We start from the raw sequence: 25,207 nt of genomic DNA on the forward strand, positions 1-25,207 counted from the left end.
AGAAATCGGGGATTATACCTTAACCGGCTTTATTTTAAGAACTTAATATGGCAAGGTGCGTTGATGTAAGTATTGGTAGAATGTTTTTGCTACCTGAACGCCGCCCAAATATCGTAGCAATATCTCAACTAATTGCACAAGGAAGTTTTTTAGCGAATATTATGAATTTCAACCACAGAATAACCTGGCCAAAATGGATAACATCGAGCAACAATTAGCAGCACGCTTGGGCCGAGTGCATGCCCGGCAGCGGCTTGGCATTGAAGCTGAGCGGGGGCACCATGTATTTGGTCGAGGGTTGAATTTTTTCCATCCGGAAAACTGGTACTCGGCGCATGCGCTGATTCGATATGCCATTCAGCTGGTGGGCATGTATGAGCGCGGACAGCGCAATGCGCGTAACTTGCAAGTCAAGAAAAATCCGCTTCATTTGCCGCATTTACCGAAGGCATTCCATGATTTCAAGATTTTGCATCTCACCGATCTGCACGTCGATATGGATGAGCGCAATCTCAATGCGCTGATTCAGACGGTTGCCGATCTGCACTACGATATTTGTGTGCTGACGGGGGATTATCGTGCGCGTACTTTTGGCGAGATTGAAGGTGCGGTGGCCGGTATGCAGCGGCTTGTACTGATGTTGAAGCAGCCTGTCTACGGTATTCTGGGAAATCATGATTCGGTGCGCATGCTGCCGGCGTTGGAGTCTATGGGTATCATCATGCTGATGAATGAAGCCACCGTTTTGGAGAGAGAGGGTGCGCAGATTTTCCTGGCAGGTGTTGATGACCCTCACTATTTTCGCGTGGATAATCTTGAGAAAGCAGCTCAACATATTCCGCAGGATGCTGTCTCGCTATTGCTTTCGCATACGCCGGAAATTTATCGTCTGGCGGCACACGCTGATTTTGATGTGATGCTGTGCGGTCACACGCATGGTGGCCAGATTTGTCTTCCCGGCGGCATCCCACTGACGTTGGATTCCAAATGCCCGCGCTATATGGGCGCCGGAAAATGGCGCTACCAGCACATGCAGGGTTACACCTCAGTAGGCGCTGGCACATCGATTGTCAATGCGCGATTCAATTGTCCGCCCGAAGTCACCATTCATCACTTGTTACAAGCTTAGTACGGGGTTTTGCGGATTTTCAGCCAGAATAAAATCCGTGAAAGAATCAATTCTATAAAAAAGAATGCCAGCACAATCGAAAAAATCTGCTCAGCATTGATTCCCAGCAACACTTGGCATCCCATCAGCGGAAACAGAGATTCCGGGATTTGATCCAGACCCAACGCCATGGCGCTGGATCTTAGCCCCAAACGTCGCTTGATAAAACTCGAGATCATATCGCCTGCCATCGATAACGTGCCAAACAGCAAGCTTATAAGCAATGGCAGCATCAGAACGCTGCCGATCAGAATCGATATCGCAAGCGCAGCTATGAGGCCGCGGAAGGTTTTCGATGCCCCCAGGATGGGCCGTCCATCAAAAAATAACTGATTGCAGTCAATCGGATAATCGAACCGCCTACCGGCAAACTTCGCCAGCAAAATGGGCGCGCCATTCACACCCATCAACCAAAACAACAAAATCATTTCTTGTTGTAATTCTTCCATTGGATGCATCAAAGGTAAAAACAACGGTTATTTCACTGACTCCGGGTTGACGCCCTACCCTACTCAATTATCAAGTACCTTTGAAGAACCTCGTAAATACAGAGATGTTTACGGTCTTTGAAATTCGATACCGACAGCGTAACCGATGAAAAAACCCTGAATTTCGTAATTTCAAGACATCAATACCGTCACGCAACGGTGTTAGTTTATCATTCCGTGGGGTTAATTTGTGGCTGCCACTTCGAACAATCTAAAACCTGCCTGCAATATAACCAATCCTCGTATGCGCTGTGGCTGGCAATGGGCGAAGTGGGAAGATATAAGAATCTTAACCATTTCACCCAATGAACTGTGTTATTTTTTTGTATTCTTTATACTTACAATTTAATAGGATTAATTCGCTACGTGCATCCAAAAAGGAGTCATTGATGAAAGCCATTTTTATTTCACTATTGTTTTGTTTAATGATTAGCAACGCCAATGCATTATCGATCATTTATAACGGTTTTAAATGTACAGAGGATTCAGCTATTCTCGGCGAGCCTGCCCAAAGTAAATTTATAGTTGTATCGTATTCAGGAAATGACTACTATAATTTAGTATTAGTAGGCGGATATTTGGTTTTTTCCGATGGTAAAATTTGCTTAAAATCAATTGAAACTTCAGATCCGGAAAACAACGTAGGTCTACCAAATATAGAAGCAGTAGCATACTTTAATGGCACTGTTCTTGTTATTTCATATGGACTCTCATATGAAAATAAAGGGTATGTGCCGGGAAATCCTATATCACGTAATGATGTTAGCTTCTTTCCAAGCAGTTACAATCTAATTTTTGATTATTCATCTACTACACAGTCATTTAAACTTGTAAGCGCCACTGAACATAATAATGTTCAGGGACAACAAGTAGGATTACCTGTCTCTCAATATTTTTCTTCTATACAAATTCGACCAATCTTTTTAGCAGAGGAAATCCAATACTTAATTAGTGAATAGTTTAATTCATTGATTAACACTACCAAGATACTTCTACTTCCAAATTAATTTTGGGTTTTGGATCATTAAAAGGAGGTGCACGTGGGTATGCTTTTGGGCCTCTGATTGAAACTATATCAAAATTTGAGAAGTATGAGAAAGTCGATTTAAGATTAAGGACTGATGATTTTACAGAGAATTTTGATAAATTTGAAGCATCGAGTGATGAGAGCGTAAGCACAGAGCTTAACTTTGGGATGATTACCCTCTCATCCTTGTTACGTGTATGTATTTCTTCTCTCTCCCCAATGAATAAAAATATGTCTAATCCGCCTTATCTGTCTATATCTATTAAGCATGGGGCTTTGTAGGCAGACACATTTGGATAGAATATGAGATTGTGTCTAATGTGTCGAATATCTCGTTTGAAATAAAAAATAATTACTTCTCTAGTAAGACATACAATTTATTAGAATTAATCCCAACAGAAACATAGCATAACAGCTAGATTCTACTACTAAGGGCTACAATAAAGTTTATGACTTGACCCATAGAGTAACTTAAATCAGTCAATCAAAAGTTTAATGCCTTGACAACATACAGGAACGCATCAGGTATTATTCAAAAAGGCAATTTTCTTCTGCTACACTTAATTAGTATTTACTATTCTTCAATATATTTCTCACTGGGGGGACTATTTTGATCAGAAGGAATTTCAAGAAGTTCTCCTTCGAATTGTAAACTCTCAGGATTAGTTGCTACGGGAGTTGTATTTTTTTCAATAAAATTCTCTTCTTTAGCGATACTGGATTCAGTATTTTCCATAATAAAAACTCCAAATATAGTCGTATATCGCCATATTAACTTGGATTTAAATAACCACTAAGTATTTTTTTCATCATATCATTAACATTATGTTTTTAAATTATTAATTACACAAACAACAAATAATAATCCAAGGTAAAAAACATTAACTGTATAAAATTAATTTATCCATATGATTGGAATTCATATTTATACGCTATCGTCTCCCTTGACTTAAACTTCAAAAACACACACTTCAATTAGAAGTAAATTTTTTTGGGCGTATCTCTTCTATTTTTTGTAACTGTCAAACTCTTTTGCAAAATGGTATCCATTTAAGTAGGCAAAATGTGGAAACCATTTTATTGTTGTTGCTATACAACGAGTATTCTAGAGATTCCCTTTATTTTCATGATTTATGTTGATTTGCCGTAAAGATGGGTAAAGAATGGTTTTAACAGGTAATCATAATAATCAAGATGTAAATGAAACTTGTCAGTGTGCTAAAAATTATGATTCTTGTTGATTCTAAAACTATGGAATAATTCTATGACCTATTTTTTTGAAGATAACTATTCTACGAGATATGTAAGCGACTATGCTTCTTTTGAATTAATGGGAATGACACTGTCAGAATTTGAGAAATCCATTAAAGATCGTAATGTCAGCACCGTCGATCTTATTGAAACACAGGATAACTGGGGAATTCAATATTCGGTAAAAGTTAACGTAACCAAAAGGGATAATGAACCAAGTGCCTATTTATTAACCTCAGATCGTCATAAAATCTTATATTTTGAAAGCATAGAGAATCTGCATAGTTCATTGCAAAAAATCGGTTATACCCTTCCAAAAGTAGGTTTGAAACTACTATCTGATTATTCTGAATTCTAATCTAAGGCTACACATATAAGTCTGCAACCTCTACTCTGGAAAGAAATAACCATATGGCTCAATCTCGAATCTGGTTCAAATTCAATCTCAATTCTCAGTACATTTAAGCCATAAGAATTTTGCATTATAGTTTCATCTTATAATTCAAAGTATTAAACTACTATTATATCTGCATTAGTCAAATTCAATCCACTACCAACCGTTGCAATCTGTGTTGCAGCCACAACGCCATTACCATCACTATCATAGAATAATGTTCCTGCAGTTTTATTGTAGATAATGAAATCATTGGGATCCAATGCTTTTGTGCCGACTCTGAATTGCGTGGCAGCTAGGGTGCCCGTTGTGGTTAATGCAGTGAATATAGCATTCTCAAGCTGAATGGTGTCATTGGCTACGTTATAGTCAGTAATCGTATCTATGTGACCTTTTGTAGTGAATTTGAAGATATCGTTACCTGTTCCGCCTGTTAATACATTATTGCCTGCTTTGCCGTCGAGCTTATCATTGCCAGCGTTTCCACTTAGTTGATTGACGGCTGCATTTCCAATGATGATGTTGGCTTGGGCATTGCCCATACCATTAATTACAGATGCATCCGTTAGAGTAAGGTTCTCGACATTAGCAAGCAGAGTGTACGACAGGTTGGTGCTGACACTATCAGTACCCTGATTAAGGATCTCAGTGTCGAACCCCGCTCCGATGGTGTTCTGCAGTGAGGTATCTAGCAAAGAAACGGTAACTCCAGTCGTTGCCGAAACATACGTGACTGTATCATTCAGCGATCCTGTACCATTCAAAGTATCATCCGATAATGAACTTTTGAACAATAACCCATTGTTAGCAAAAAATTGTATTACTTTCTCTTTCACCTGAATTGGGCAGCTCACGTTGGAGAATGATTTTTTAGAAGGTGCGCTCGTCAAGGCGGGATTGTTGAGCGCAAGGGGATGCTCTCCAAAATGCTCAAACGTGAAGGAAGTTTATTCGGCCGGCGTCGTGTATCCATGCTGATGAAGCGAATGGGAATCCACGCAATCTACCGCAAGCCCAGCACCAGCAAGCGGTATCAGGCGCATCCAGTCTATCCGTATCGGTTGCGCAATTTGTCCATCACCCGTTCACCATGTCTGGGCAGCAGATATCACGTACATTCCAATGAAGCGCGGCTTCGTTTATCTGTTCGCCGTAATCGACTGGGCAAGCCGTCGGGTGCTGTCATGGCGATTATCTAACACCCTGACTGCCGACTTCTGCATTGAACCTGTGCAAGAAGTCATAAACAAGCATGGCAAGCCGGATACCTTCAATACTGACCAAGGTTGCCGATTCACCAGCTTGGAATTCACCGGGCTGCTGAAAGATAACGGTATCCAGATCAGCATGGACGGTAAGGGTAGCTGGTGTGATCATGTATTTGTCGAACGGCTTTGGAAGAGCGTTAAATACGAAGAGGTATATCTGCACGCCTACGACAGCGTTGTGATGCAAAACAAGGCTTAGAGAAATATTTCATGTTCTACAACCATAATAGACCTTACACCGCGTTTGACGACAAAACACCAAGTGAATTCTACTTCAATAACCTGCCCGCAATGCAAAAAGCAGGATAAGCATTAACGTAAGATTTCCACTTAAGAAATGCAAAAAATTGTCCAATCAAGTGAGGCCACTTCACCCACTCGACGTGGACTAGTATATTTCACTCCCACTCAATCGTTGCCGGTGGTTTTCCGGAGATATCGTAGACCACGCGGTTGATACCGCGAATTTCGTTGATGATGCGATTGGAGACTTTGCTTAACAATGAGTATGGCAATTCCGCCCAGTTGGCGGTCATGAAATCCTGAGTTTGCACGGCTCGGAGGGCAACGACGTATTCATAGGTGCGCCCGTCTCCCATTACGCCTACGGATTTGACCGGCAAAAAAACCGCAAATGCTTGCGAGGTTTTGTCGTACCAGCCGGAATGTTGTAATTCTTCGATAAAGATTTGGTCTGCCTGCCTGAGTAATTCGGCATATTCATATTTGACTTCGCCCAGAATGCGCACGCCCAGACCCGGTCCGGGAAATGGATGACGGAATATCATTTCGCGCGGCAAGCCAAGCGCCAATCCCAACTCGCGCACTTCATCCTTAAACAGCTCACGTAACGGTTCAAGTAATTTAAGGTGCAATGTTTCCGGCAACCCGCCGACATTATGATGGGATTTGATGGTATGGGCTTTTTTGGTTTTGCCACCGGCAGACTCAATCACATCGGGGTAAATAGTACCTTGCGCAAGCCATCTGGCATCTTCAATTTTTACCGATTCACGCTGAAATACCTCAACGAACTCACGTCCGATCACCCGACGTTTAGTTTCAGGGTCGGTAATGCCTTTAAGGTTGCGGTAAAAATCACGACTGGCATCAATATGAATCACTTTAACCGCCAGATTATTAGCAAAAGTTTCCATCACCTGCTTCGCTTCATTAGCGCGCAACAAACCATTATCCACAAATACACACGTGAGCTGATCACCAATGGCGCGGTGAATCAATGCAGCCGCCACCGAAGAATCCACGCCGCCGGATAAACCCAAGATTACCTGATCGTTGCCGACGGTTGCGCGTATCTTGCCGATGGCTTCATCGACATAATTCGGCATACTCCAGTCATGTCCAATGTCGCAGATGTCATGTACAAATCGGTCGATAATCGCTTTGCCTTGCAGCGTATGAGTAACCTCAGGGTGAAACTGGATACCATAGAACCGGCGCGCATCATCCGCCATGGCAGCAATTGGTGTCGCGGCATTCTGTGCCATCACCTGAAATCCAGTAGGCAGCGCCACCACTGCATCGCCATGGCTCATCCATACGTCCAGAACGTTACTTCCGATTGCATTGGTGCTGTCTTTAATGTCCTGAAACAAGGCCCCATCTTGCGTCGTTTGGATTTCTGCATACCCGAATTCGCGCACCAGTGCATTTTCAACTGTACCGCCCAATTGCGCTGCCATAGTTTGCATACCATAGCAAATACCAAGCACCGGCACATTGAGTTCAAATACGATTTGCGGTGCACGTGGTGTTTCATCTTCCGTAACCGATGCGGGACCGCCGGAAAGTATGATGCCTTTTGGGGAAAATGCTTTGATAAACTCCGGGGTGACATCATACGGATGTAATTCGCAGTAAACATTCGTCTCACGAACACGCCGGGCAATCAGCTGCGTATATTGGGAACCAAAATCTAGAATAAGAATTTTTTGATGCATTGGCGTTACTGCTTATTTAACATGATAGTTAGGCGCTTCTTTGGTAATCTGCACGTCGTGTACATGAGATTCACTAATACCCGCGGATGTAATTTCAACAAACTCGGCTTTTTCATGCATCAGCGCAATCGTTTTACAACCCAGATAACCCATGCTTGAACGCACGCCCCCCATGAGTTGATGAATGACTGCGGAAATACTGCCTTTGAAAGGTACACGCCCTTCCACCCCTTCAGGCACCAGCTTGTCATTATTTTTCTGTTCTTTTTCCTGAAAATAACGATCGCTGGATCCTTGTTGCATTGCCGACAGCGAACCCATGCCGCGATAGCTTTTATACGAGCGGCCCTGAAACAATTCGATCTCCCCAGGTGCTTCTGCGGTTCCGGCAAACAATCCCCCCAGCATGACCGTATCCGCGCCGGCTGCTAATGCCTTGGCAATATCACCCGAATAGCGGATGCCGCCATCAGCAATGGTAGGCACACCGCTACCTTTTAATGCTTCCGATACGTTGTGAATGGCGGTAATCTGCGGAATACCGACGCCGGCGACAATGCGCGTGGTGCAGATGGAGCCGGGGCCGATGCCGATTTTTACCGCATCCACGCCATTGTCCACCATCGCTCTGGCAGCCGCTGCGGTGGCGACATTGCCGCCAATCACTTGGACTGACGGCAGGTTCTTTTTGACCCAGGCGATGCGATCCAGAACACTCTGCGAGTGACCATGCGCAGTATCGACCACAATCACATCAACGCCGGCCTCAGCCAGTGCAATGGCACGCTCTTCACTACCCTCTCCGACGCCGATCGCCGCACCGACACGCAAACGCTCCTGCTCATCCTTGCTGGCCAGTGGGTATTCTGAAGTTTTGATAATATCTTTAACAGTGATGAGTCCACATAATTCGAATTGATCATTGATAACCAGCAAACGCTCCAGACGGTGTTTATGCAGCAATGCCAATACTTCATCGCGCGAAGTTTCCGCTTTGACCGTCACCAATCGGCTCTTCGGCGTCATGATATGTTTAATGGCTTGGTCCAGATTCGTTTCAAAACGCAGATCCCGATTGGTTACAATACCGACAACCTTCTTGCCGTTCACCACCGGCAATCCGGAAATTTTGTAGCGGCGGATCAGCTCAAGCACTTCGCGCACCGTCATATTCTGGTGGATGGTTATAGGGTCCTTCACTACCCCGCTTTCAAAGCGCTTAACTTGCGCCACATGCGCTGCCTGAGCCTCGATCGACATATTTTTATGAATAATCCCGATACCGCCTTCTTGTGCCAAGGCAATGGCCAGTGGTGCTTCGGTAACGGTATCCATGGCAGCCGATATCAGCGGAATATTGAGTGCAATGGTGCGGGTTAACTTTGTCGCCAGACTGACATCACGCGGCAAAACCGTCGAATGAGCTGGAATTAAAAGAACATCATCAAAAGTGAGTGCTTTTTGAATCAACTGCATAATAACAATCCTATACAAAGTGACATTATAGCCAAAGCGACCACAAATTTCGCTCCAATTTAGCTAAGAATACAACATATCTGCGGTAATTATGATGTAATGTGACAAATCTTCAAGTTACATAAATATATGCCCGATGTAGTTCAAATCATTCATTCTCAGGAGTATGCGATGAAAAATTTTGTATTTACAGGACTCATATTGCTATTCAGTGTAACAGCCAGCGCTCAGGTTTATAAATGGGTTGATGAACATGGCAAAACACAATACACCGATCTCCCCCCTCCACCGGGTGCTGCCAGAGATGGGCAAAGATTGAATATAAAACCGGTACCCGCACCTGCAAATAATGAGGCCAGCAAATCCAAAAATCCGGCTGATGAACGGCTTGAATTTAATAAACGCCAAGAACAGAGAAAAGAGGAAGAAACCAAACAACTAGCGAAAGCAGAAGAAAACAAAAAGAAATGTATTGACGCCCAAGGGCAGGTTAGATTATATACTGATTCGCCCCGCTTGACCGTGCCTGACGGCAGTGGCGGCATCGCTTATGTGGATGATGATGTTCGTCAGAAGAAAATTGCTGAAGCCAACAAGGCGGTTGCAGCATTCTGCAAATAAATTAATTACTTAAAGACTAGATGGTTGCATTGATCAGCAAATTAATACTGACTGTCATATTTTTCCTGGCAGGTGTTTCTGTTGTCGCTGAAACGCCTGTTGCATATTCGGCACAGGATAACGCTGTCCATAAACAAGCGGCAAACCTGACAATGCAATGGGAGCTTCTGCCCGGCGAGAATATCTTACAAATCGCGCGCCTGATGTTTCCTAAGGATTCCACCACTCGCGACACATTTGTTCGTGCGGTTATTCGCATCAATCCCGAACACTTTCCTGCCGGCACTTATCAGCCACTACCTGCCGGCACCGTCATTCATATTCCGGATTTAAGAACGATTCATACTTATGCTGCACCAGCCGTCAAAAAACGACACACAAATACCGCAAACAACGAAGCGCGAAACACTCCCTCGGCAACGCCCACCGCAGTAATCTCCAACTTGACCAGCAATCACTTATTCTTGCAACTGATCACACAATTAGAGCAAATTGCGCAAAAAGAAACGCACGATCTTACCGCATTGACTCAACACACCGAATCTCTTGCATCACGAATCGCTGAAATTCAATCTCTACATGCAACAAAAACTCAGCGACCAAGCGAACCGCGAATCGACAATTCAGGAGGATTCCAAGAAATCAACCTACAACCGCCTGAACGCTTTGAAGATTCGATACAGCCAGCAGAATCCAGTGATACTTCGTGGGAAAACCCATTCAGCTTTGATAGTGTATTTGTTTTGGGAATTTTATTGATGGTACTGACCGTCATCCTAATATTGCGCAACTACCGCAGGATCCAGGAAAGACTAACGCGGCCTCGTGATGCATCATTACCATCGGGAATCTCCAATCAGCATCAATATCAAATGCTATTTCTAGATAAATACCGCCGTAACGCCGATTCAATGGAAAACTCGCTTGATACATCCAGTGAAATGGCATCTGAGGCCCGTTTGTTGATGAAGCAGGGCAATTCTGAAGCCGCCATTCAGTTTCTACAGAAACAATTGGCAATCAACCAATTTGATATCTCAGGCTGGTTGCTATTATTTGAACTACTATACACGCTGAATAACAAATCGGGGTTCAAGAAGAATGCCCGCCGCTTTAAACGGTTGGGGAAATTTCCTGATATTTGGGTGCAAATTCAAGACTTGGGACATCGTCTTGAACCCAGCGAGTCGTTGTATTTTAATGAACAAAAGCGCAAAGAAGAGTTTTTTCCTGATTCATCGGACTCTAGTCTGCCTGCACACACGCTTCAAACAACCAGCTCTCCGGATTAGCGGGCGCTGAGTAACATGTTAGCTTGTTTTTTGCACCGTAACGGCACGCAAATAGTTTTTCAACAACGCCTAGATCACCACAATATCCGCATTCGTCATACTCAACCCAACACCAACGATAGCCACTTGCTTCGCAGCCCCGGCGTTATTTCCATCTGCATCGTATAACAATACACCCGTCGCATTGTTATATATGATGAAATCATTCGTATCCAATGCTTTTGTACCGATTCTGAATTGATCAGCAGCCAATGTGCCAGGCGTCGTTAATGCGGCAAACACATTATTCTCAAGCTGAATAGTATCTTCAGCCACGTTGTAATCGGTGATCGTGTCAGTGTGATTGAGCGTGGTGAAACGAAAAATATCTCCATTGGCTCCGCCTGTTAATGTATTGGTACCCGCGCGACCATCTAAAATATCGCTACCTGCTCCGCCATTTAACTGATTGTTGCCGACATTCCCTGTAATGCTATTCGCTTGCGCATTACCTGTGCCATTATTCGCTGCTGCACCTGTCAATGTGAGATTCTCTACATTGGCAGATAGCGTGTAAGTGACACTGCTGCTAACCTTATCGGTACCTTCGCCCGGATTTTCGATAATGGTGTCACCTACGTTGTCAACCACATAGCTATCGAATCCCAGTCCGCCGCTCATAGTATCCGCACCTGCGATACCATTGAGTATGTCGTTACCATCACCACCACTCAACTGATTGGCAGCTCTATTACCGATTAACTTATTGCTCAAATCATTACCTATGCCGCTAATATTCGCCGCACCGGTCAATGTCAGATCTTCCACATCCGATGGAAGCGTATAGGTCACGTTGCTACTGACCTTGTCGATACCTTCATTTTTGTATTCGATCACGGTATCGCCTACACTGTTAACCACAAAAGTATCATTGCCCAATCCACCAATCATAGTATCTGCGCCACCCTGGCCATTAAGCCTATCGTTACCATTTCCACCATTCAGGACATTACTCTTAAAATTACCAGTGAAGCTATCGTTAGAACTGCTACCGATCAGATTTTCGATATTAATCAAGGTATCCAATCCTGCACCACCGGTATTTTGCTGTGTAGTGATCGTCAGGGAAACGGTGACTTGGGCAGTAGCGGAAGCATAACTGACAGTATCGTGAAGAGATCCTGTGCCTGCCAGAACATCGTTTCCTGCTGTGCTAGGCAAAAACGCAGCCGAGGAATCGTTTAAAAAGAATACGGTATTGCCAAGCTTCTCGCCGACGAAAACATCCAGATCGCCATCACCATCTAAATCAGCGAAAGTCGGGTTCGCATTGGCCCCCACATCCGTTAAACCAAACGGATTAGTGCTGGCTGCAGCGAACACCGGATTGTTGACTGTTCCCGTGTTTCTGAAGAACAAGATATTGCCGTCCAAATTACCCACGAAAGCATCATCATCACCATCATCATCGCCATCAATGAAACTGGGACTCGCTTGGTAACCTACATCACTCAGACCAAACGGATTGGTAACGGCAGCAGCAAATGCAGGACTGTTGACTGTTCCTGTGTTCCTAAAAAATAAGATGTTGCCGTTCAAATTACCCACGAAGGCATCTAAATCATCATCACCATCGCTATCGGCAAAAGTCAGACTGGCTTGGGAACCCACGTCACTCAAACCAAACGGATTAGTAACGGCGGCGGCAAACGCCGGATTGGCGGCTGTTCCCGTATTCCTATAAAACAGGGTATTGCCATCAGAATTACCGATAAAAGCGTCTAGATCTCCATCGCTATCAATATCCACAAAATTAGGATCAGTATAAAAACCGGCATTACTCAAACCCATCGGATTGGTGATGGCAGGTCCAAACACTGGATTATTGGCTGTTCCCGTATTTCTATAAAACGACGTATCGCCATATACTTCACCCACGAAAGCGTCTAAATCACCATCGTTATCGATATCCACAAAAGTAGGTGTAGCTAAAACACCCACATCATTCAAACCAAAAGGATTGGTAGCAATTAAGGTAAATTCAGGATTTTGCATGCTATTATTACTCCAAATAGATAATGGATTCATCCGATATTTCGTTAGTTATTGCCACACTCGTGTGTGTCATAGCTAACGGCTATCAGCTTGCTGAATAACTCATTCAAGAGTCCATAATCACAAATACGCAGGCATAGCACTGATATCTGCAAAAGGTTTTAATTCATGTTCACCGAACACTCTCTAATGCTATGCTATTTGGCTCGCTAAACATCTAAATCACCACAAACTCCGCATTGGTCATCGCCAACCCGGTACCAACGGTGGCAATCTGCACCGAAGCACCTACACCGTTACCATCCGCGTCGTATAACAACGTACCTGCTGCATTGTTGTAGATGATGTGATCATTGGCATCCAACGCTTTGGTGCCAACCTTGAACTGTCCGGCAGCCAATGTGCCGGTTGCCGTTAACGCAGTAAATACCGCATTTTCAAGCTGAATGGTGTCATTGGCTACACTATAGTCAGTAACCGTATCATTGTGAGCGGCCGTGGCAAACAGAAAAATGTCTTTACCTGCTCCCCCGGTCAGCGTATTAGTACCTGCACCACCATTCAACACATCGTTGCCGCCACCACCGTTGAGCGTATCGTTACCCGTCAGACCACTCAACCGGTTAGCAGCAGAATTTCCAGTAATCGTATTCGCTAAACTATTCCCTGTTCCATTGGCTGCTGCCGATCCGGTCAGTATTAGATTTTCCACGTTAACGGATAACGTGTAAGTCAACCGGCTACTGACGGTATCAGTGCCTTGGTTGAGTTTCTCTGTAACGATGTCGCCTACATTCTCTACAAAATAAGTGTCATTACCCGATCCCCCCACCATCGTATCCGCTCCAGACCAGCCGATCAGGGTGTCATTTCCGGCTCCGCCCTTGAGCGTATCGTTGCCGGTATCGCCATTCAGTTGATTGGCGGCATTGTTGCCGGTGATGACGTTGTTCAGATTGTTGCCTGTACCATCGATCACCGCTGTGCCAGTCAATATTAGATTTTCCACATTGACGGGCAACGTGTAAGCCAGCCGGCTACTGACGGTATCAGTGCCTTGGTTGAGTTTCTCTGTAACGATGTCGCCTGCATTCTCCACAAAATAAGTGTCGTTACCCAATCCACCGATCATGGTATCCGCTCCAGACCAGCCGATCAGGGTATCGTTACCTGCTTTGCCATCGAGAACGTTATCGGTTGCATCGCCTGTCAAACTATCGCCAAAAGCACTGCCGATCAAATTTTCAACCTTGGTGATGGTATCCAATCCCGCACCGATCGTGTTTTGTTGTGTGGTGATATTTAATGAAACAGTTACCGGGCCAGTAGCAGAAGCATACGTGACGGTATCATTGATGGATGATGTACCGGTCAGAATATCGTTTCCTGATGTGCTCGTTAACAATACACCCGCAGCATCCACTGTGAAATTTTTACTACCAAGTAGCGGTGACGCCACACCATCCGAAATGCTGGTATTGATCGTGAAAGCACCACTGAAGTTGGTGACAGGTGTAAAAATCACACCCGCTAACAACGCATTCACGTCCGCCAACGCACCGCTGGCTGTCCATGTTCCGGTACTGGCGTTAAAAGTGGATGTCACCGCACCTGATGTTCCCGTGCTTAAACTGCCTGCCGCCACATTTGATAACTTCAACGTCGCAGTCACATTCGCACTGTCCGGGTCGCTAATGACAATGTTAGCTAGATTGAGTGGCGTGTTTTTGGTATACGTTTCAGGAACCGTAAGATTCGCAACGTTGGGTGCATTGTTGTTAGCGAGGAATCCTCCCCAGGCCGAGACACTACTATACGAATAAGTGCCATTCACGTAGGCATCCAAATCGCCATCGCCATCGATATCCACGAAGGTTTGGCTGGTAATACTGCCACGATAAATACCTCCCGGTAAACCGGCCGGACTGCTGCCTGCGTAAGAAAACGCCGGATTACTGGCGCTCCCGGTGTTCCTAAAAAACTGAGTATTATTAGCAAAGGCATCCAAATCGCCATCACGGTCGAAATCTACAAAGGTAAAATCAGAACCCGTTAAGCCAAATGGATTGGCTTGAGGTGCGGCAAACACCGGACTACTCGCTGTTCCCGTGTTCTGAAAAAACATATTATTTACAAAAGCATCCTGGTCGCCATCAGCGTCGATATCTGCAAACGTGGGACTGGCAAAATTGCCCGCGTCACTTAAGCCAAACGGGTTAGTAACGGCAGCGGCAAACATCGGATTGCTGGTTATTCCAGTATTCTCAAAAAAGTGCATATTACCGGCTTCATCGCCCACAAAGGCGTCCATATCGCCATCGCCATCGATATCGACAAAGGTAGGGCTGGAAAAACTCCCCACATTATCCAAACCGAACGGATTAGTACTAGCAGCGGCAAACACCGGGTTATTGATTGTTCCGGTATTTTCAAAAAATAGCGTATCACCGCCCGCATCATAATAATAGTAACTGTTACCTGCAAAAGCATCCAAATCACCATCACCGTCGATATCGACAAACGTAAAGTCGGTATACTCAACTGCATTATTCAAACCGAACGCATCATCCCAGGAGAAATGCGAATTGGTGCCTATGCCGGTGTTTTGGAAAAACAGCGTGCTGCCACTATTATTACCGACAAATACGTCTAAATCGCTATCGTCATCGATATCGGCAAAAGTAGGATTCGTGTAGCTGCCTCCTACATTACTCAAACCGAATGGATTATTGTTATCGCGGTAAAATGTCGGATTATTGATTGTTCCAACATTTCTAAAGAACCATGTTCCGCTACTGCCGGTATAATGACCATTACCTACGAAAACATCCAAGTCGCCATCGCCGTCGATATCGGCAAAAGTAGGACTGGCATATCCGCCCGCATCACTCAATCCAAACGGGTTGGTAACGGCAGCAGCAAAGATTGGATTGTTAACTGTTCCGGTATTCTTAAAAAATTGGGTATTGCCATAATAATCACCCACAAAGGCATCCAAATCGCCATCGCCGTCGATATCGACAAACGTGGGATCAGCACCAAACCCAACACCGCTCAAACCAAACGGGCTGATAATAGCGGCAGCAAAAGCCGGACTCGCCGCTGTGCCAGTATTTTTATAAAATAATGTAACGCCATCGCCTCTGCCTACCAAAGCATCCAGATCGCTATCACCATCAATATCAACAAAAGTAGGATTATCTCCCCCCATGTTGTTTAAGCCGAACGGATTGGTAACCGCAGCGACAAAGATTGGATTACTGGTTGTCCCTGTATTCTTAAAAAATGACGTATCGCCATTCAAATTACCCACGAAAGCATCTAAATCACCATCGCCATCTATATCAACTAAATCAGGAGCGGCCCGTAAGCCTACGCCATTTAGACCAAATGGGTTGGTAGCAACATAATTAAAAACAGGATCAGCCATATTGTTACTCCAAGTAAAATGGATGCTTAATTGTAGTGGTGTATTATTGATTGCTTTTTAAATCCGATAGGCTATTAGCATTCACGAAAATCCACAAAAGGATTCTCCTTTGGCACGAATGTAGCCCACCCTGATTCTTACATTGTAAGGTAATAAACTTAACTAATAAATGGGCGAAATACTTAGTATGACCTAAGGATTTATTTAATATGGTCTAAGGGTTTACTTAGTAATTCTATGTAGCTACTTAATAATGTTCTGGCTTGGATTTGTGCAAAAGAACTTCGTCGCAAGCCGTGGGGGCATTAACTGCATTATTCAGTCGAATGACTATCAACAAGCTTTTCACTCAAAGTAACGGAAAAATGAATTTACCTAAAGTTTAAAAACTGCCATAACGGGAAGTTTTTCTCTGCACCAATCTTGGAAAAATCAAACCTAACAATAATCCAACTCCTAAAACAATTGCACCCGCAAAGAACCAATCTTTATTTTTACTGTTGTGCAATTCACTGTTTTCAATTTGTAGTGAATTCAAATGCTCTTCAGATGCGGCAAGTTTCTGGCGAAATTTCTTATTTTCCTTGTCGATGGATAATACATTCGCTGCGGTATGCTTGATCGAAGCCAGTTGTTCTTCGAGTTGCTTATTTTCACTTTCAAGTTGTGCAACACGCCGATGAGCATTGTTATATTCACTTTTTATGGTTTTTAACTGTGCTAGTACAGAATTATCGGCATTATCGACATGGTTGAATTCCTTGATCATTTTTTCCAATTGCATCCTTGCGGTTGGCTCGGTACTCAGATAGCGGCTCAACACCCAGCCTTCGATACCACCCTGTGTCTTGACCCGTGTATGTCCACTTTCCGCATCACTTTCCAACACTTCCAAGGCAGTGCCGCTTTTCAACATTCTGAGCACAGCATGACTGTTGGTCGGACCTCTACGCAAAGTGGTTTCCAATTGATCGGATACATAGCGTGTTTCCGCAGCAGCCAACACCGAATACAAAGCGCAGTAGATAAGCAGGACCAATAGGGTGGTATGTTTATACGTTTTCATAGTTTCAGATTTTAGATTCAAGAATTAAATAATCCATAGAATCCGACCAGGTTCAAACTGACAACAAGCCGTTGATCCTAGTAGGTTCTAGCTTTGGGTGGAAAAGATTCCACTGTGAGCGGTTTTAACCGTACCGGCTTGTAATCCAACCGGTTGTTTTCACTAAAATATAAGGTATGCCTTAACCATTTGACATCATCGCGTTCGGGATAATCGTTGCGCGCATGCGCACCGCGGCTTTCACGCCTAGCTTCAGCGGAAATCATGGTGGCAGTCGCGACCTCTTTCAAGTTATCCAATTCCAGCGCTTCAATCCGTGCGGTATTGAATACTTTGCTTTTATCGTTAATCTCTGTCTGGCCAACTCGTTCGCCCACTTCAAGAATTTTTTCTACGCCTTTCTGCAGCATGTCTTCAAAACGAAAAACGCCACAGTAGGTCTGCATGGTTTTGGCCAAAGCGGCATTCACCTGCGCGACATTTTCACCATCCTTCTGGTTTTCCAGGCGAGTCAAACGCGCCAATGTCTTATCAGCCGAGCTTTCCGGCAATGGTTTATGATGCGGATGGGTTCTCAAATCCTCGATGATCTGAATGGCTGCGGCGCGCCCAAACACCACCAGATCGAGCAATGAGTTGGTGCCCAAGCGATTGGCACCATGTACGGACACACAAGCGCACTCCCCTACTGCATAAAAACCGGACACAATTTCTTCCGGTCCGGTTTTATACGGCGCCACCACTTGACCGAAGTAATTGGTGGGAATACCGCCCATCATGTAATGTGCGGTTGGTACTACTGGAATTGGTCCACTAATAGGATCGACATGCGCAAATTTAATCGCCAGTTCACGAATGCCCGGCAAGCGGGTTTTGATGATTTCAGCGCCCAGATGATCCAATTTCAGCATCAAATGATCACTCTCCTCGCCGCAACCACGCCCGTCTTTAATCTCAGTCGTCATCGCACGTGAAACCACGTCACGGCTGGCCAGATCTTTGGCGTTGGGTGCATAACGCTCCATGAAACGCTCGCCGTCTTTGTTCAGCAAATAACCGCCCTCGCCACGCACGGCTTCACTGATCAACACGCCCACCCCATACACACCGGTCGGATGAAATTGCCAGAATTCCATATCTTCCAGCGGAATCCCCGCACGCGCAGCAATCCCTAAACCATCGCCGGTATTGATTAGCGCATTGGTGCTGGCCTGAAAAATCCGCCCGCCGCCACCGGTAGCAAATAGCGTGGCCCGTGCCTGTAGGATAGAAACCTCACCGGTCTCCATTTCCAATGCAGTGACACCCAAAACATCGCCCTGCTCATCGCGAATCAGATCCAACGCCATCCACTCAACAAAAAACTGCGTATTAGCACTGACGTTGCGCTGATACAATGTGTGCAATAGCGCATGACCGGTACGGTCGGCCGCCGCACAAGAACGTGTTGCCTGCGCGCCACCAAAATTCTGAGATTGTCCGCCAAACGGGCGTTGATAAATTTTGCCGTTGTCCAGGCGATCAAACGGCATGCCGAAATGCTCCAACTCATACACCACTTCGTTGGCATGGCGACACATGAATTCGATGGCATCCTGGTCACCCAGGTAATCTGAACCTTTTACCGTGTCATACATGTGCCAGTGCCAATTATCTTCGGTCACATTGCCCAATGCTGCGGCGATTCCTCCTTGTGCTGAGACGGTATGGGAACGCGTGGGGAATACCTTGGACAGTACCGCCACTTTCAATCCCGCCTCGGATAATTGCAACGCTGCGCGCATCCCCGCACCACCCGCACCGACAATGACCACATCGAATTTTCTTTTGGTTAATGCCACATCAACTCCACAGTATTCCAGCAGCCCACACCCAATAAAACAGCAAGGCAGTAATCACCGCAATTTGCATGGCCAGGCGTAACGCCGTGGCATGCACGTAATCCATCAATACATTACGCATCCCGATCCATGCATGCCAAAGCATGCACATGAAAAATACAAAAGTCGCTATGCGCATCCACTGATGGTTGAATATTTCCTTCCATGCCGCGTAATCCTGCGGCGTAGCACTACATAAAACACCCACCAGCACGGTGAGGTACAGCGTCATCAGCACGGCTGTCACCCGCTGCGCTAGCCAATCCCTCAAGCCATAGTGCGCGCCCGTTACCACGCGTCCGGGTTGCTTTACCATAGTATCAACCCTACCAGCGCGGTTAACATGAACCCAGCAGTGAATACCAGCTTACTGCTGGCACGCGCTTGCGTCAGCGCAACGCCGACATGCAAATCCAGCAACAGATGGCGGATGCCTGCGCACAAGTGATGCAAGAAGAACCATAGCGGGAGCAACAACATCAGTTTAATCATTGGATGGCGCAGATAGTCTTGCAGCACTTCGAAGCTGTGTTGTGATTGCAGCAGCATTTGTAAACTGCACAACAATAAAGGAATACCCGGAAAAAACAGCAACACACCACTGATGCGATGCAGAATTGAAACCACAGCCGGCAAAGGCTGCCTGATCTTGAACAAATTCAGATGCTTGGGGCGTTTATTGTGTAATTTCGCTTCCATGCGGGAGATTTTAAAGTAGAAATAATATTGCCAAAATTCAATTGACACGCTGAATATTAGAACCAAGTTTAGTCTGTTATGTAGCTCGATACAAGCCAAAACTTGATTGAGAATGCAATTCGTGCTCGTTATATTTCTTTCTGAAATCGATAAAAATTGCCTATAGTTTTCACATGATTACCCCACCCATGCGCTCTTAAATCTTGGCTACAGCAGTGATCGGTTATCGCGCATCTAGTACTAACGTACTAATACTAAAGTACAATTGTCACGGCTATTAAAGCAACTAGAATATCACCTTCCTAGCACATCTCGAACATATTAAATACCAGGCAAAAAATCCAAATTCTGAGATAGCACGGTATTTCACGGTAGATTTACCAGAAATAGGTTTTATTTATAAAAACACACTTACAGGAGCACTTGCGATGGGATTTGTGAACGAAAGATTAGAAAACCACGAGTGGCAAACTATTGATCGGGAGCGAGGTATTGTCCTCAAGGGTACAGGAGGAATGCCACAAGAACCATTTGATTTTAATTTAAATATCGCAGGCGAAAATGTTAATTTTTCAGCACATAGAAGAGTAATTTCATTAGGACGTGAACAGGGATGCGACATCGAATGGCAAGTTTTAGCAATTTATGCGCCATCTCATGTGAAGCAAGACAAATTAAGATTACACAGCCTGATTACAGAAGCTCTTGATGTATTCGGTTTTGCAACTTCGCGAAAAAATGTCAAAAATTTGACAGTTACTTTTGCCCCCAATGTATAGGAGTTTTAAGGAATGAATGCATCCGATGCACTGAATGAAATTGCTGTCCGAGAAACTGCGGCCAACCCGATGTCGGTCAGCGAGCAGCGGGCACTGGCAAACTCTGTCGATGCCACCACAGGAAATTCCACCTTGTTGCTGTGAAGTGAAAGAGAAAGGATAAATTTTATTTATAAATAATTACTTATAGGAGTATTTGTAATGGGGTTTGTGAATGAAAGATTAGAAAACCATGAGTGGCAAACTATTGATCGGGAGCGAGATATTGTTCTTAAGGAAGTGGGATGGGGAGGGCCTGAAGACTCTACCTATGACTTTAATCTTGATATCGCGGGTGAAAGTGTCAATTTTTCGGCTCATCAAAAAATAATTTCATTAGGGCGCGACAAGGGTTACGACATCAAGTGGCAAGTTTTAGAAATTTATGCGCCCCCTCGTGTGAAACAAGACAAATTACGATTGCACAATCTGATTGCTGAAGCTCTGGATGCTTATGGCTTTGCAGCTTCACGAAAAAATGTCACAAGCTTGGTTGTCACTTTTGTCCCCAATATATAGGAATTTTGACAAATGAATGCAACTGATGCGCTGAATGAAGTTGCTACCCGTGAAACTGCGGGTAACCCAATGTCAGTTAATGAGCTGCGAACATTAACAAACTCTGTTGATGCTAACTTAGGAAATTCAACGTTAGTGCTATGGAGTGGAAGTGTAGGAACAGACGCCAATTCTAATAGCGGAAAGGAATTTAAAGCCAAAGATATCGCAGAATCGCTAGCTAATGGTTCTTCCGTTAAAACAATTGCTGATACGCAGGTAGGCGAATTTTTGCGAAGTAGTAGTTTTAGAACAGCTCTCAATGATGCCGCCAATCGCGAAGGATTGAGTTTTGATACTTTATATTCAGGAACTGATGCAAACGGCACACGCATCAACAACACCAGCTTCTGGGACACTGCATCAGCGCGATTGGTCGATGGTCATACCGGAGATTTTCGTTTGATTATGCCTTCTGCGCCAATCGGTAGTGTGGCTGCAGAGACCGAGATTCCAGCGTTATTGAACAAAGCTTCGCTATCCGGACAGAAAATCAATGGCGTCGATCTTAAAGACTGGCAAAGTCGGTACCACGCGGACAAGCTATTGAGTGGCGAAAGCACGGCAAAAGCCGAACTCATCAAATTGATTGGTTCGACATCCAAGGCAGATTTGGCCGATATGCGAATCGGCAAGGATACAGCCGGCAAATTGCATGTTGATACCAGTAGTTATTTGGGAAAAACATTGGGGTTGCCGGCCAAGGATATTCCGGCAGGAACTGAGATAACTCGCTTGGCATCATTGGAAAGCATGCGTTTGAGCTATAGCGATATGACGCAGTATGTTAAGTACGAAGGTTTACTGAATAAAGCAGGATGGTTCGGAGACATTCTGGGAACGGCACTCGCTATCGCGCAGGCACAGCAAGCATATAACAGCGGCAAGCCAACTGAGGCCGGCGCCATTTTGGCAGCCCATGCTGGTGGCTTGGCGGGCGGCATTGCGGTTGGGTATGGCGCTTCACTTGCGGCTGGGCTTTTACTTGTACCCGGCCTGAATGTCGGCATCGGAGCCGGTATGTTAGTTACCGGAGCTGCTGGGCTTGCAGGCGGTTATTTCGGTGGATTGGCCGGAGAGAAGCTTTTCGAAGATTTGTATATGAATATTTCAAGTTTCGATATGGCGCTCTTTTTCCAGGACATAAAGGGTGACTATGCCTGGGCAATCAGTCGCCTTGGCGATTTGTTGCTGCAAAATATCGGCGAACTTGCTGAAATATCGAACATTGTCAATAGTTTCTTCCTGCAATTCAAAAATTGGACACCGCCACGCACAGATCCATTAGTGCTGGATTTGGATAATGACGGTATTGAAACCATCGGTATCAACAATCCGGCCATTTTGTTTGATCACGACAGCGATGGGATTAGAACAGGTACGGGTTGGGTGAAAAGCGATGACGGCTTTTTAGTGCTGGATCGTAACAACAATGGCACGATCGACTCGGGCCGTGAGCTGTTTGGCGTTGATACCATCAAATCTAATGGTAGCCGCGCAAGCAATGGTTTTGATGCATTATCGGATCTGGATTCCAATGCGGACCAGCTGTTTGACCAAAATGATAGCGAATTTGCGCATGTGCGGGTGTGGCGTGATTTGAATCAGAATGGCATATCTACTTCCAACGAATTGTTTTCATTGCCACAGTTGGGAATTATCAGTATCAAACTGAATGCCACCAACCAGAACGTCAATCTCGGCAATGGTAACGTACAGACCGCAACAGCGGCACATTTGACGGTCGACGGCACAGGACAAACCGGCAATCTCGATCTGGCCAATAATCCGTTCTTCCGCGAATTTACCGACACCCTACCGCTTACGGAGCAAGCGCTCAGTCTACCGGATACCCAAGGCGCCGGATTTGTGCGCGACTTGCGCGAAGCTGCAAGTTCATCGTCTGCGGTAGCCATTGCTTTGACAAACTTTGTAAACCAGTCCAGTTATACAAACCAAAGAGCACAATTAGACGATCTGCTGGCCGCCTGGACGCAGGCTTCGACGATGAGAGCCAGTGTTGAGCAGGCAACTGGGAAAGGGTATTTTTTATTATACCTATTGCCCAGTGAATCATGGTCGCATTATGACCAGCACATGGGTTATTGGAATACTTCAGACATGAGTATTCTGAATGCCCTGGCGCCTGAGAAACGCGCATCCTATGAAATGTTGCAACAGCAACAACAGGAAATAACCGGGCTAATCAGTGTTCTCGAGCGCTTTAACGGTTCACCGCTGGTAACAGTCGGTACAGACCGGATAACGCTGGGCAATGGTTTTCAGAATATGGTGAGTACCGTACCGAATGTTGCCAATTCAAAAAGGGTATTCGTCTCGCTATCAACCCAGCAAATAGAATTCATGCAACAGAGCTATGAAACGCTAAAAGAGTCTGTTTATGGCAGCCTGGTTTTACAAACACGCCTTGCACATTATCTGAATGAAATAACACTGAATGCAGATGCAGCATCGCAAGTTTTCATGAATTTCTCTGCATTGAATTCATTATTGGATGATCTGAAAGTTACCGATCCTGCAACTGCTCTAGCTGACTTAATCGAATTAAACAAATACGCCGGACATTTACTGCAAGAAAACGGCTGGACCGGCCTGAATATGTTGCGAAACTGGATAGATGAAGGCGTTGCCGACACACAAGCTGCTGCGATTCTGCAAGATCTCGGCGTCAGCGTTATTGAGCGAGGCACGGCCGATGAGATTGTTTTTAGTGTATCTGGAAATACTGCATTGAATGGCTACACCGGCAACGATATTCTCAATGGTAGTGCGGGTAATGATACGTCGTACAGTAGTAGCGGGAATGACATGCTGTATGGCGGAGATGGCCGTGATTTGCTGATGGGTGGCGATGGTGATGATATTTTACGAGGCGGCAAAGGTGAAAATGACCATTTAAGAGGCGACAACGGCAACGACACCTATCTTTTTGCAGCAGGGGATGGCGTTACTTCCATTAACAATAGCGATACGGGCACAAGTTATGATGTGCTGCGCTTCATGGATGGTATTCATCCAAGCGATGTAATTGCAAAGCGGGATTCTCACAACTTATATCTTACTGTGCAGAGTACCGGTGAGGTAATAACCGTTGCCAATAACTTTTATGAAAGTGGCTCCTCCGCTATCTATGCACTGGATGCCACTGAGTTCAGTGATGGCACCATTTGGGATATGGCAACGCTCAGACAAATGGTTATGCAAACTACTGCAGGTAACGACAATATTATCGGCTTTGAGTCGGATGACAATATTGACGGCTTAAGCGGTGATGACACCATATCCGGTGCTGGTGGAAACGATACGCTAAACGGCAATGATGGCAACGACACGTTAAATGGTACTGGTGGAAATGACATATTAGAGGGGGGTAATGGCAACGACACTCTCTTTGGTGGCACCGGTAACGATACGTTGCGAGGAGGCGCGGGGGTAAATTATTTAACGGGCGATGATGGCAGCGATACTTATCTTTTTTCGGTCGGTGATGGAAACACCAGTATCAACAACTATGAAGCCAGCAGTGCATCTCCTGATGTATTGCGGTTTATGCCAGGAATCAATCCTACGGACATCACAATCACACGCGATACCGGCAATCTATTTCTCACGCTAAAAAACACCGGTGAAAAGATCACAGTAGCCAACTACTTTTATCGAGATGCTGCAACTTCGTATGTGCTCGATGCCATCGAATTCAGTGATGGCACCAGCTGGAATGCAACGGCGCTTAAAGCCATGATACTCACTGGAAC

General features: G+C 45.1%; 21 protein-coding genes and 1 pseudogene. 11 read left to right on the forward strand and 11 right to left on the reverse strand.

What is annotated here, in order from left to right:
* The first annotated feature begins 193 nt into the window (after positions 1-193).
* Positions 194-1,129 carry a metallophosphoesterase gene (locus tag C8R34_RS02710; RefSeq protein ID WP_110337601.1) on the forward strand — a complete coding sequence of 312 codons (936 nt, stop codon included), beginning with the start codon at positions 194-196 and terminating at the stop codon, positions 1,127-1,129.
* Here C8R34_RS02710 and C8R34_RS02715 read toward each other — a convergent pair.
* Positions 1,126-1,617 (reverse strand): CDP-archaeol synthase, encoded by a 492-nt coding sequence (locus C8R34_RS02715; RefSeq protein WP_165872510.1) that lies wholly within the window; start codon positions 1,615-1,617, stop codon positions 1,126-1,128. The genes C8R34_RS02710 and C8R34_RS02715 overlap by 4 nt on opposite strands.
* 428 nt (positions 1,618-2,045) lie before the next feature.
* Between C8R34_RS02715 and C8R34_RS02720 the strand changes: the two genes are divergently transcribed.
* Both C8R34_RS02720 and C8R34_RS16225 read left to right on the forward strand, forming a co-directional pair.
* Positions 2,046-2,615, forward strand: coding sequence for a hypothetical protein (locus C8R34_RS02720; protein ID WP_110337605.1), 570 nt, complete (start codon positions 2,046-2,048; stop codon positions 2,613-2,615).
* A 50-nt stretch (positions 2,616-2,665) separates the two neighbouring features.
* Positions 2,666-2,965: a hypothetical protein gene (locus C8R34_RS16225; protein ID WP_132467050.1), complete on the forward strand. Its 300-nt coding sequence runs from the start codon at positions 2,666-2,668 to the stop codon at positions 2,963-2,965.
* Positions 2,966-3,257: 292 nt separating this feature from the next.
* On the opposite strand, the gene C8R34_RS16375 is transcribed toward C8R34_RS16225, so the two are convergent.
* Positions 3,258-3,419, reverse strand: coding sequence for a hypothetical protein (locus C8R34_RS16375; protein WP_165872509.1), 162 nt, complete (start codon positions 3,417-3,419; stop codon positions 3,258-3,260).
* Between the two features lie 528 nt (positions 3,420-3,947).
* Between C8R34_RS16375 and C8R34_RS02725 the strand changes: the two genes are divergently transcribed.
* Positions 3,948-4,292 (forward strand): hypothetical protein, encoded by a 345-nt coding sequence (locus C8R34_RS02725; protein ID WP_110337607.1) that lies wholly within the window; start codon positions 3,948-3,950, stop codon positions 4,290-4,292.
* 152 nt (positions 4,293-4,444) lie between these two features.
* Here the strand turns inward: C8R34_RS02725 and C8R34_RS02730 are convergent, their stop codons facing one another.
* Positions 4,445-5,092 carry a calcium-binding protein gene (locus tag C8R34_RS02730; protein ID WP_165872508.1) on the reverse strand — a complete coding sequence of 216 codons (648 nt, stop codon included), beginning with the start codon at positions 5,090-5,092 and terminating at the stop codon, positions 4,445-4,447.
* A 150-nt stretch (positions 5,093-5,242) separates the two neighbouring features.
* Here C8R34_RS02730 and C8R34_RS16810 point away from each other — a divergent pair.
* Positions 5,243-5,905 (forward strand): annotated as a pseudogene (locus C8R34_RS16810) (IS3 family transposase); the annotation flags it as partial.
* An 89-nt stretch (positions 5,906-5,994) separates the two neighbouring features.
* Here C8R34_RS16810 and guaA read toward each other — a convergent pair.
* Both guaA and guaB read right to left on the reverse strand, forming a co-directional pair.
* Positions 5,995-7,557 (reverse strand): glutamine-hydrolyzing GMP synthase, encoded by a 1,563-nt coding sequence (gene guaA / locus C8R34_RS02740; protein WP_110337613.1) that lies wholly within the window; start codon positions 7,555-7,557, stop codon positions 5,995-5,997.
* Between the two features lie 12 nt (positions 7,558-7,569).
* Positions 7,570-9,033 carry an IMP dehydrogenase gene (gene guaB / locus C8R34_RS02745; protein WP_110337615.1) on the reverse strand — a complete coding sequence of 488 codons (1,464 nt, stop codon included), beginning with the start codon at positions 9,031-9,033 and terminating at the stop codon, positions 7,570-7,572.
* Positions 9,034-9,204: 171 nt separating this feature from the next.
* Here guaB and C8R34_RS02750 point away from each other — a divergent pair, with 171 nt between their 5' ends.
* Both C8R34_RS02750 and C8R34_RS02755 read left to right on the forward strand, forming a co-directional pair.
* The gene (locus C8R34_RS02750) at positions 9,205-9,654 is read left to right on the forward strand and encodes a DUF4124 domain-containing protein (protein WP_110337617.1); all 450 of its coding nucleotides are present in this window, start codon (positions 9,205-9,207) and stop codon (positions 9,652-9,654) included.
* 20 nt (positions 9,655-9,674) lie between these two features.
* Positions 9,675-10,946: a FimV family protein gene (locus C8R34_RS02755; RefSeq protein ID WP_110337619.1), complete on the forward strand. Its 1,272-nt coding sequence runs from the start codon at positions 9,675-9,677 to the stop codon at positions 10,944-10,946.
* Between the two features lie 69 nt (positions 10,947-11,015).
* On the opposite strand, the gene C8R34_RS16380 is transcribed toward C8R34_RS02755, so the two are convergent.
* The 6 genes from C8R34_RS16380 to sdhC all read right to left on the reverse strand — a co-directional run bounded on the left by C8R34_RS16380 (position 11,016) and on the right by sdhC (position 20,055).
* Positions 11,016-12,980 carry an FG-GAP-like repeat-containing protein gene (locus C8R34_RS16380; RefSeq protein WP_207896430.1) on the reverse strand — a complete coding sequence of 655 codons (1,965 nt, stop codon included), beginning with the start codon at positions 12,978-12,980 and terminating at the stop codon, positions 11,016-11,018.
* 217 nt (positions 12,981-13,197) lie between these two features.
* Positions 13,198-16,410, reverse strand: coding sequence for an FG-GAP-like repeat-containing protein (locus C8R34_RS02770; RefSeq protein WP_110337621.1), 3,213 nt, complete (start codon positions 16,408-16,410; stop codon positions 13,198-13,200).
* Positions 16,411-16,792: 382 nt separating this feature from the next.
* A complete protein-coding gene (locus tag C8R34_RS02775) occupies positions 16,793-17,476 on the reverse strand; it encodes a TIGR04211 family SH3 domain-containing protein (protein ID WP_110337623.1) in 684 nt (227 codons plus the stop codon).
* A 77-nt stretch (positions 17,477-17,553) separates the two neighbouring features.
* On the reverse strand, positions 17,554-19,317 hold the full coding sequence (gene sdhA / locus C8R34_RS02780; protein ID WP_110337625.1) for a succinate dehydrogenase flavoprotein subunit: 1,764 nt from the start codon (positions 19,315-19,317) through the stop codon (positions 17,554-17,556).
* A gap of 1 nt (position 19,318) precedes the next feature.
* On the reverse strand, positions 19,319-19,672 hold the full coding sequence (gene sdhD / locus C8R34_RS02785; RefSeq protein ID WP_110337627.1) for a succinate dehydrogenase, hydrophobic membrane anchor protein: 354 nt from the start codon (positions 19,670-19,672) through the stop codon (positions 19,319-19,321).
* Positions 19,666-20,055, reverse strand: coding sequence for a succinate dehydrogenase, cytochrome b556 subunit (sdhC, locus tag C8R34_RS02790; protein ID WP_110337629.1), 390 nt, complete (start codon positions 20,053-20,055; stop codon positions 19,666-19,668). The genes sdhD and sdhC overlap by 7 nt, the downstream gene beginning before the upstream one ends.
* A 428-nt stretch (positions 20,056-20,483) precedes the next feature.
* On the opposite strand from sdhC, the gene C8R34_RS02795 reads away from it, so the two are divergent.
* The 4 genes from C8R34_RS02795 to C8R34_RS16385 form a co-directional block, all read left to right on the forward strand.
* Positions 20,484-20,834 (forward strand): hypothetical protein, encoded by a 351-nt coding sequence (locus C8R34_RS02795; RefSeq protein ID WP_110337631.1) that lies wholly within the window; start codon positions 20,484-20,486, stop codon positions 20,832-20,834.
* A gap of 12 nt (positions 20,835-20,846) precedes the next feature.
* Positions 20,847-20,978, forward strand: a complete 132-nt coding sequence (locus tag C8R34_RS16815) for a hypothetical protein (RefSeq protein WP_258364326.1) — start codon at positions 20,847-20,849, stop codon at positions 20,976-20,978.
* Positions 20,979-21,035: 57 nt separating this feature from the next.
* Positions 21,036-21,392, forward strand: coding sequence for a hypothetical protein (locus C8R34_RS02800; RefSeq protein ID WP_110337633.1), 357 nt, complete (start codon positions 21,036-21,038; stop codon positions 21,390-21,392).
* Between the two features lie 12 nt (positions 21,393-21,404).
* A partial coding sequence (locus tag C8R34_RS16385) for a calcium-binding protein (protein ID WP_181415470.1) occupies positions 21,405-25,207 on the forward strand: 3,803 nt, incomplete at its 3' end.

Source organism: Nitrosomonas sp. Nm84, assembly GCF_003201565.1.
In the GTDB taxonomy this organism is placed as follows: domain Bacteria; phylum Pseudomonadota; class Gammaproteobacteria; order Burkholderiales; family Nitrosomonadaceae; genus Nitrosomonas.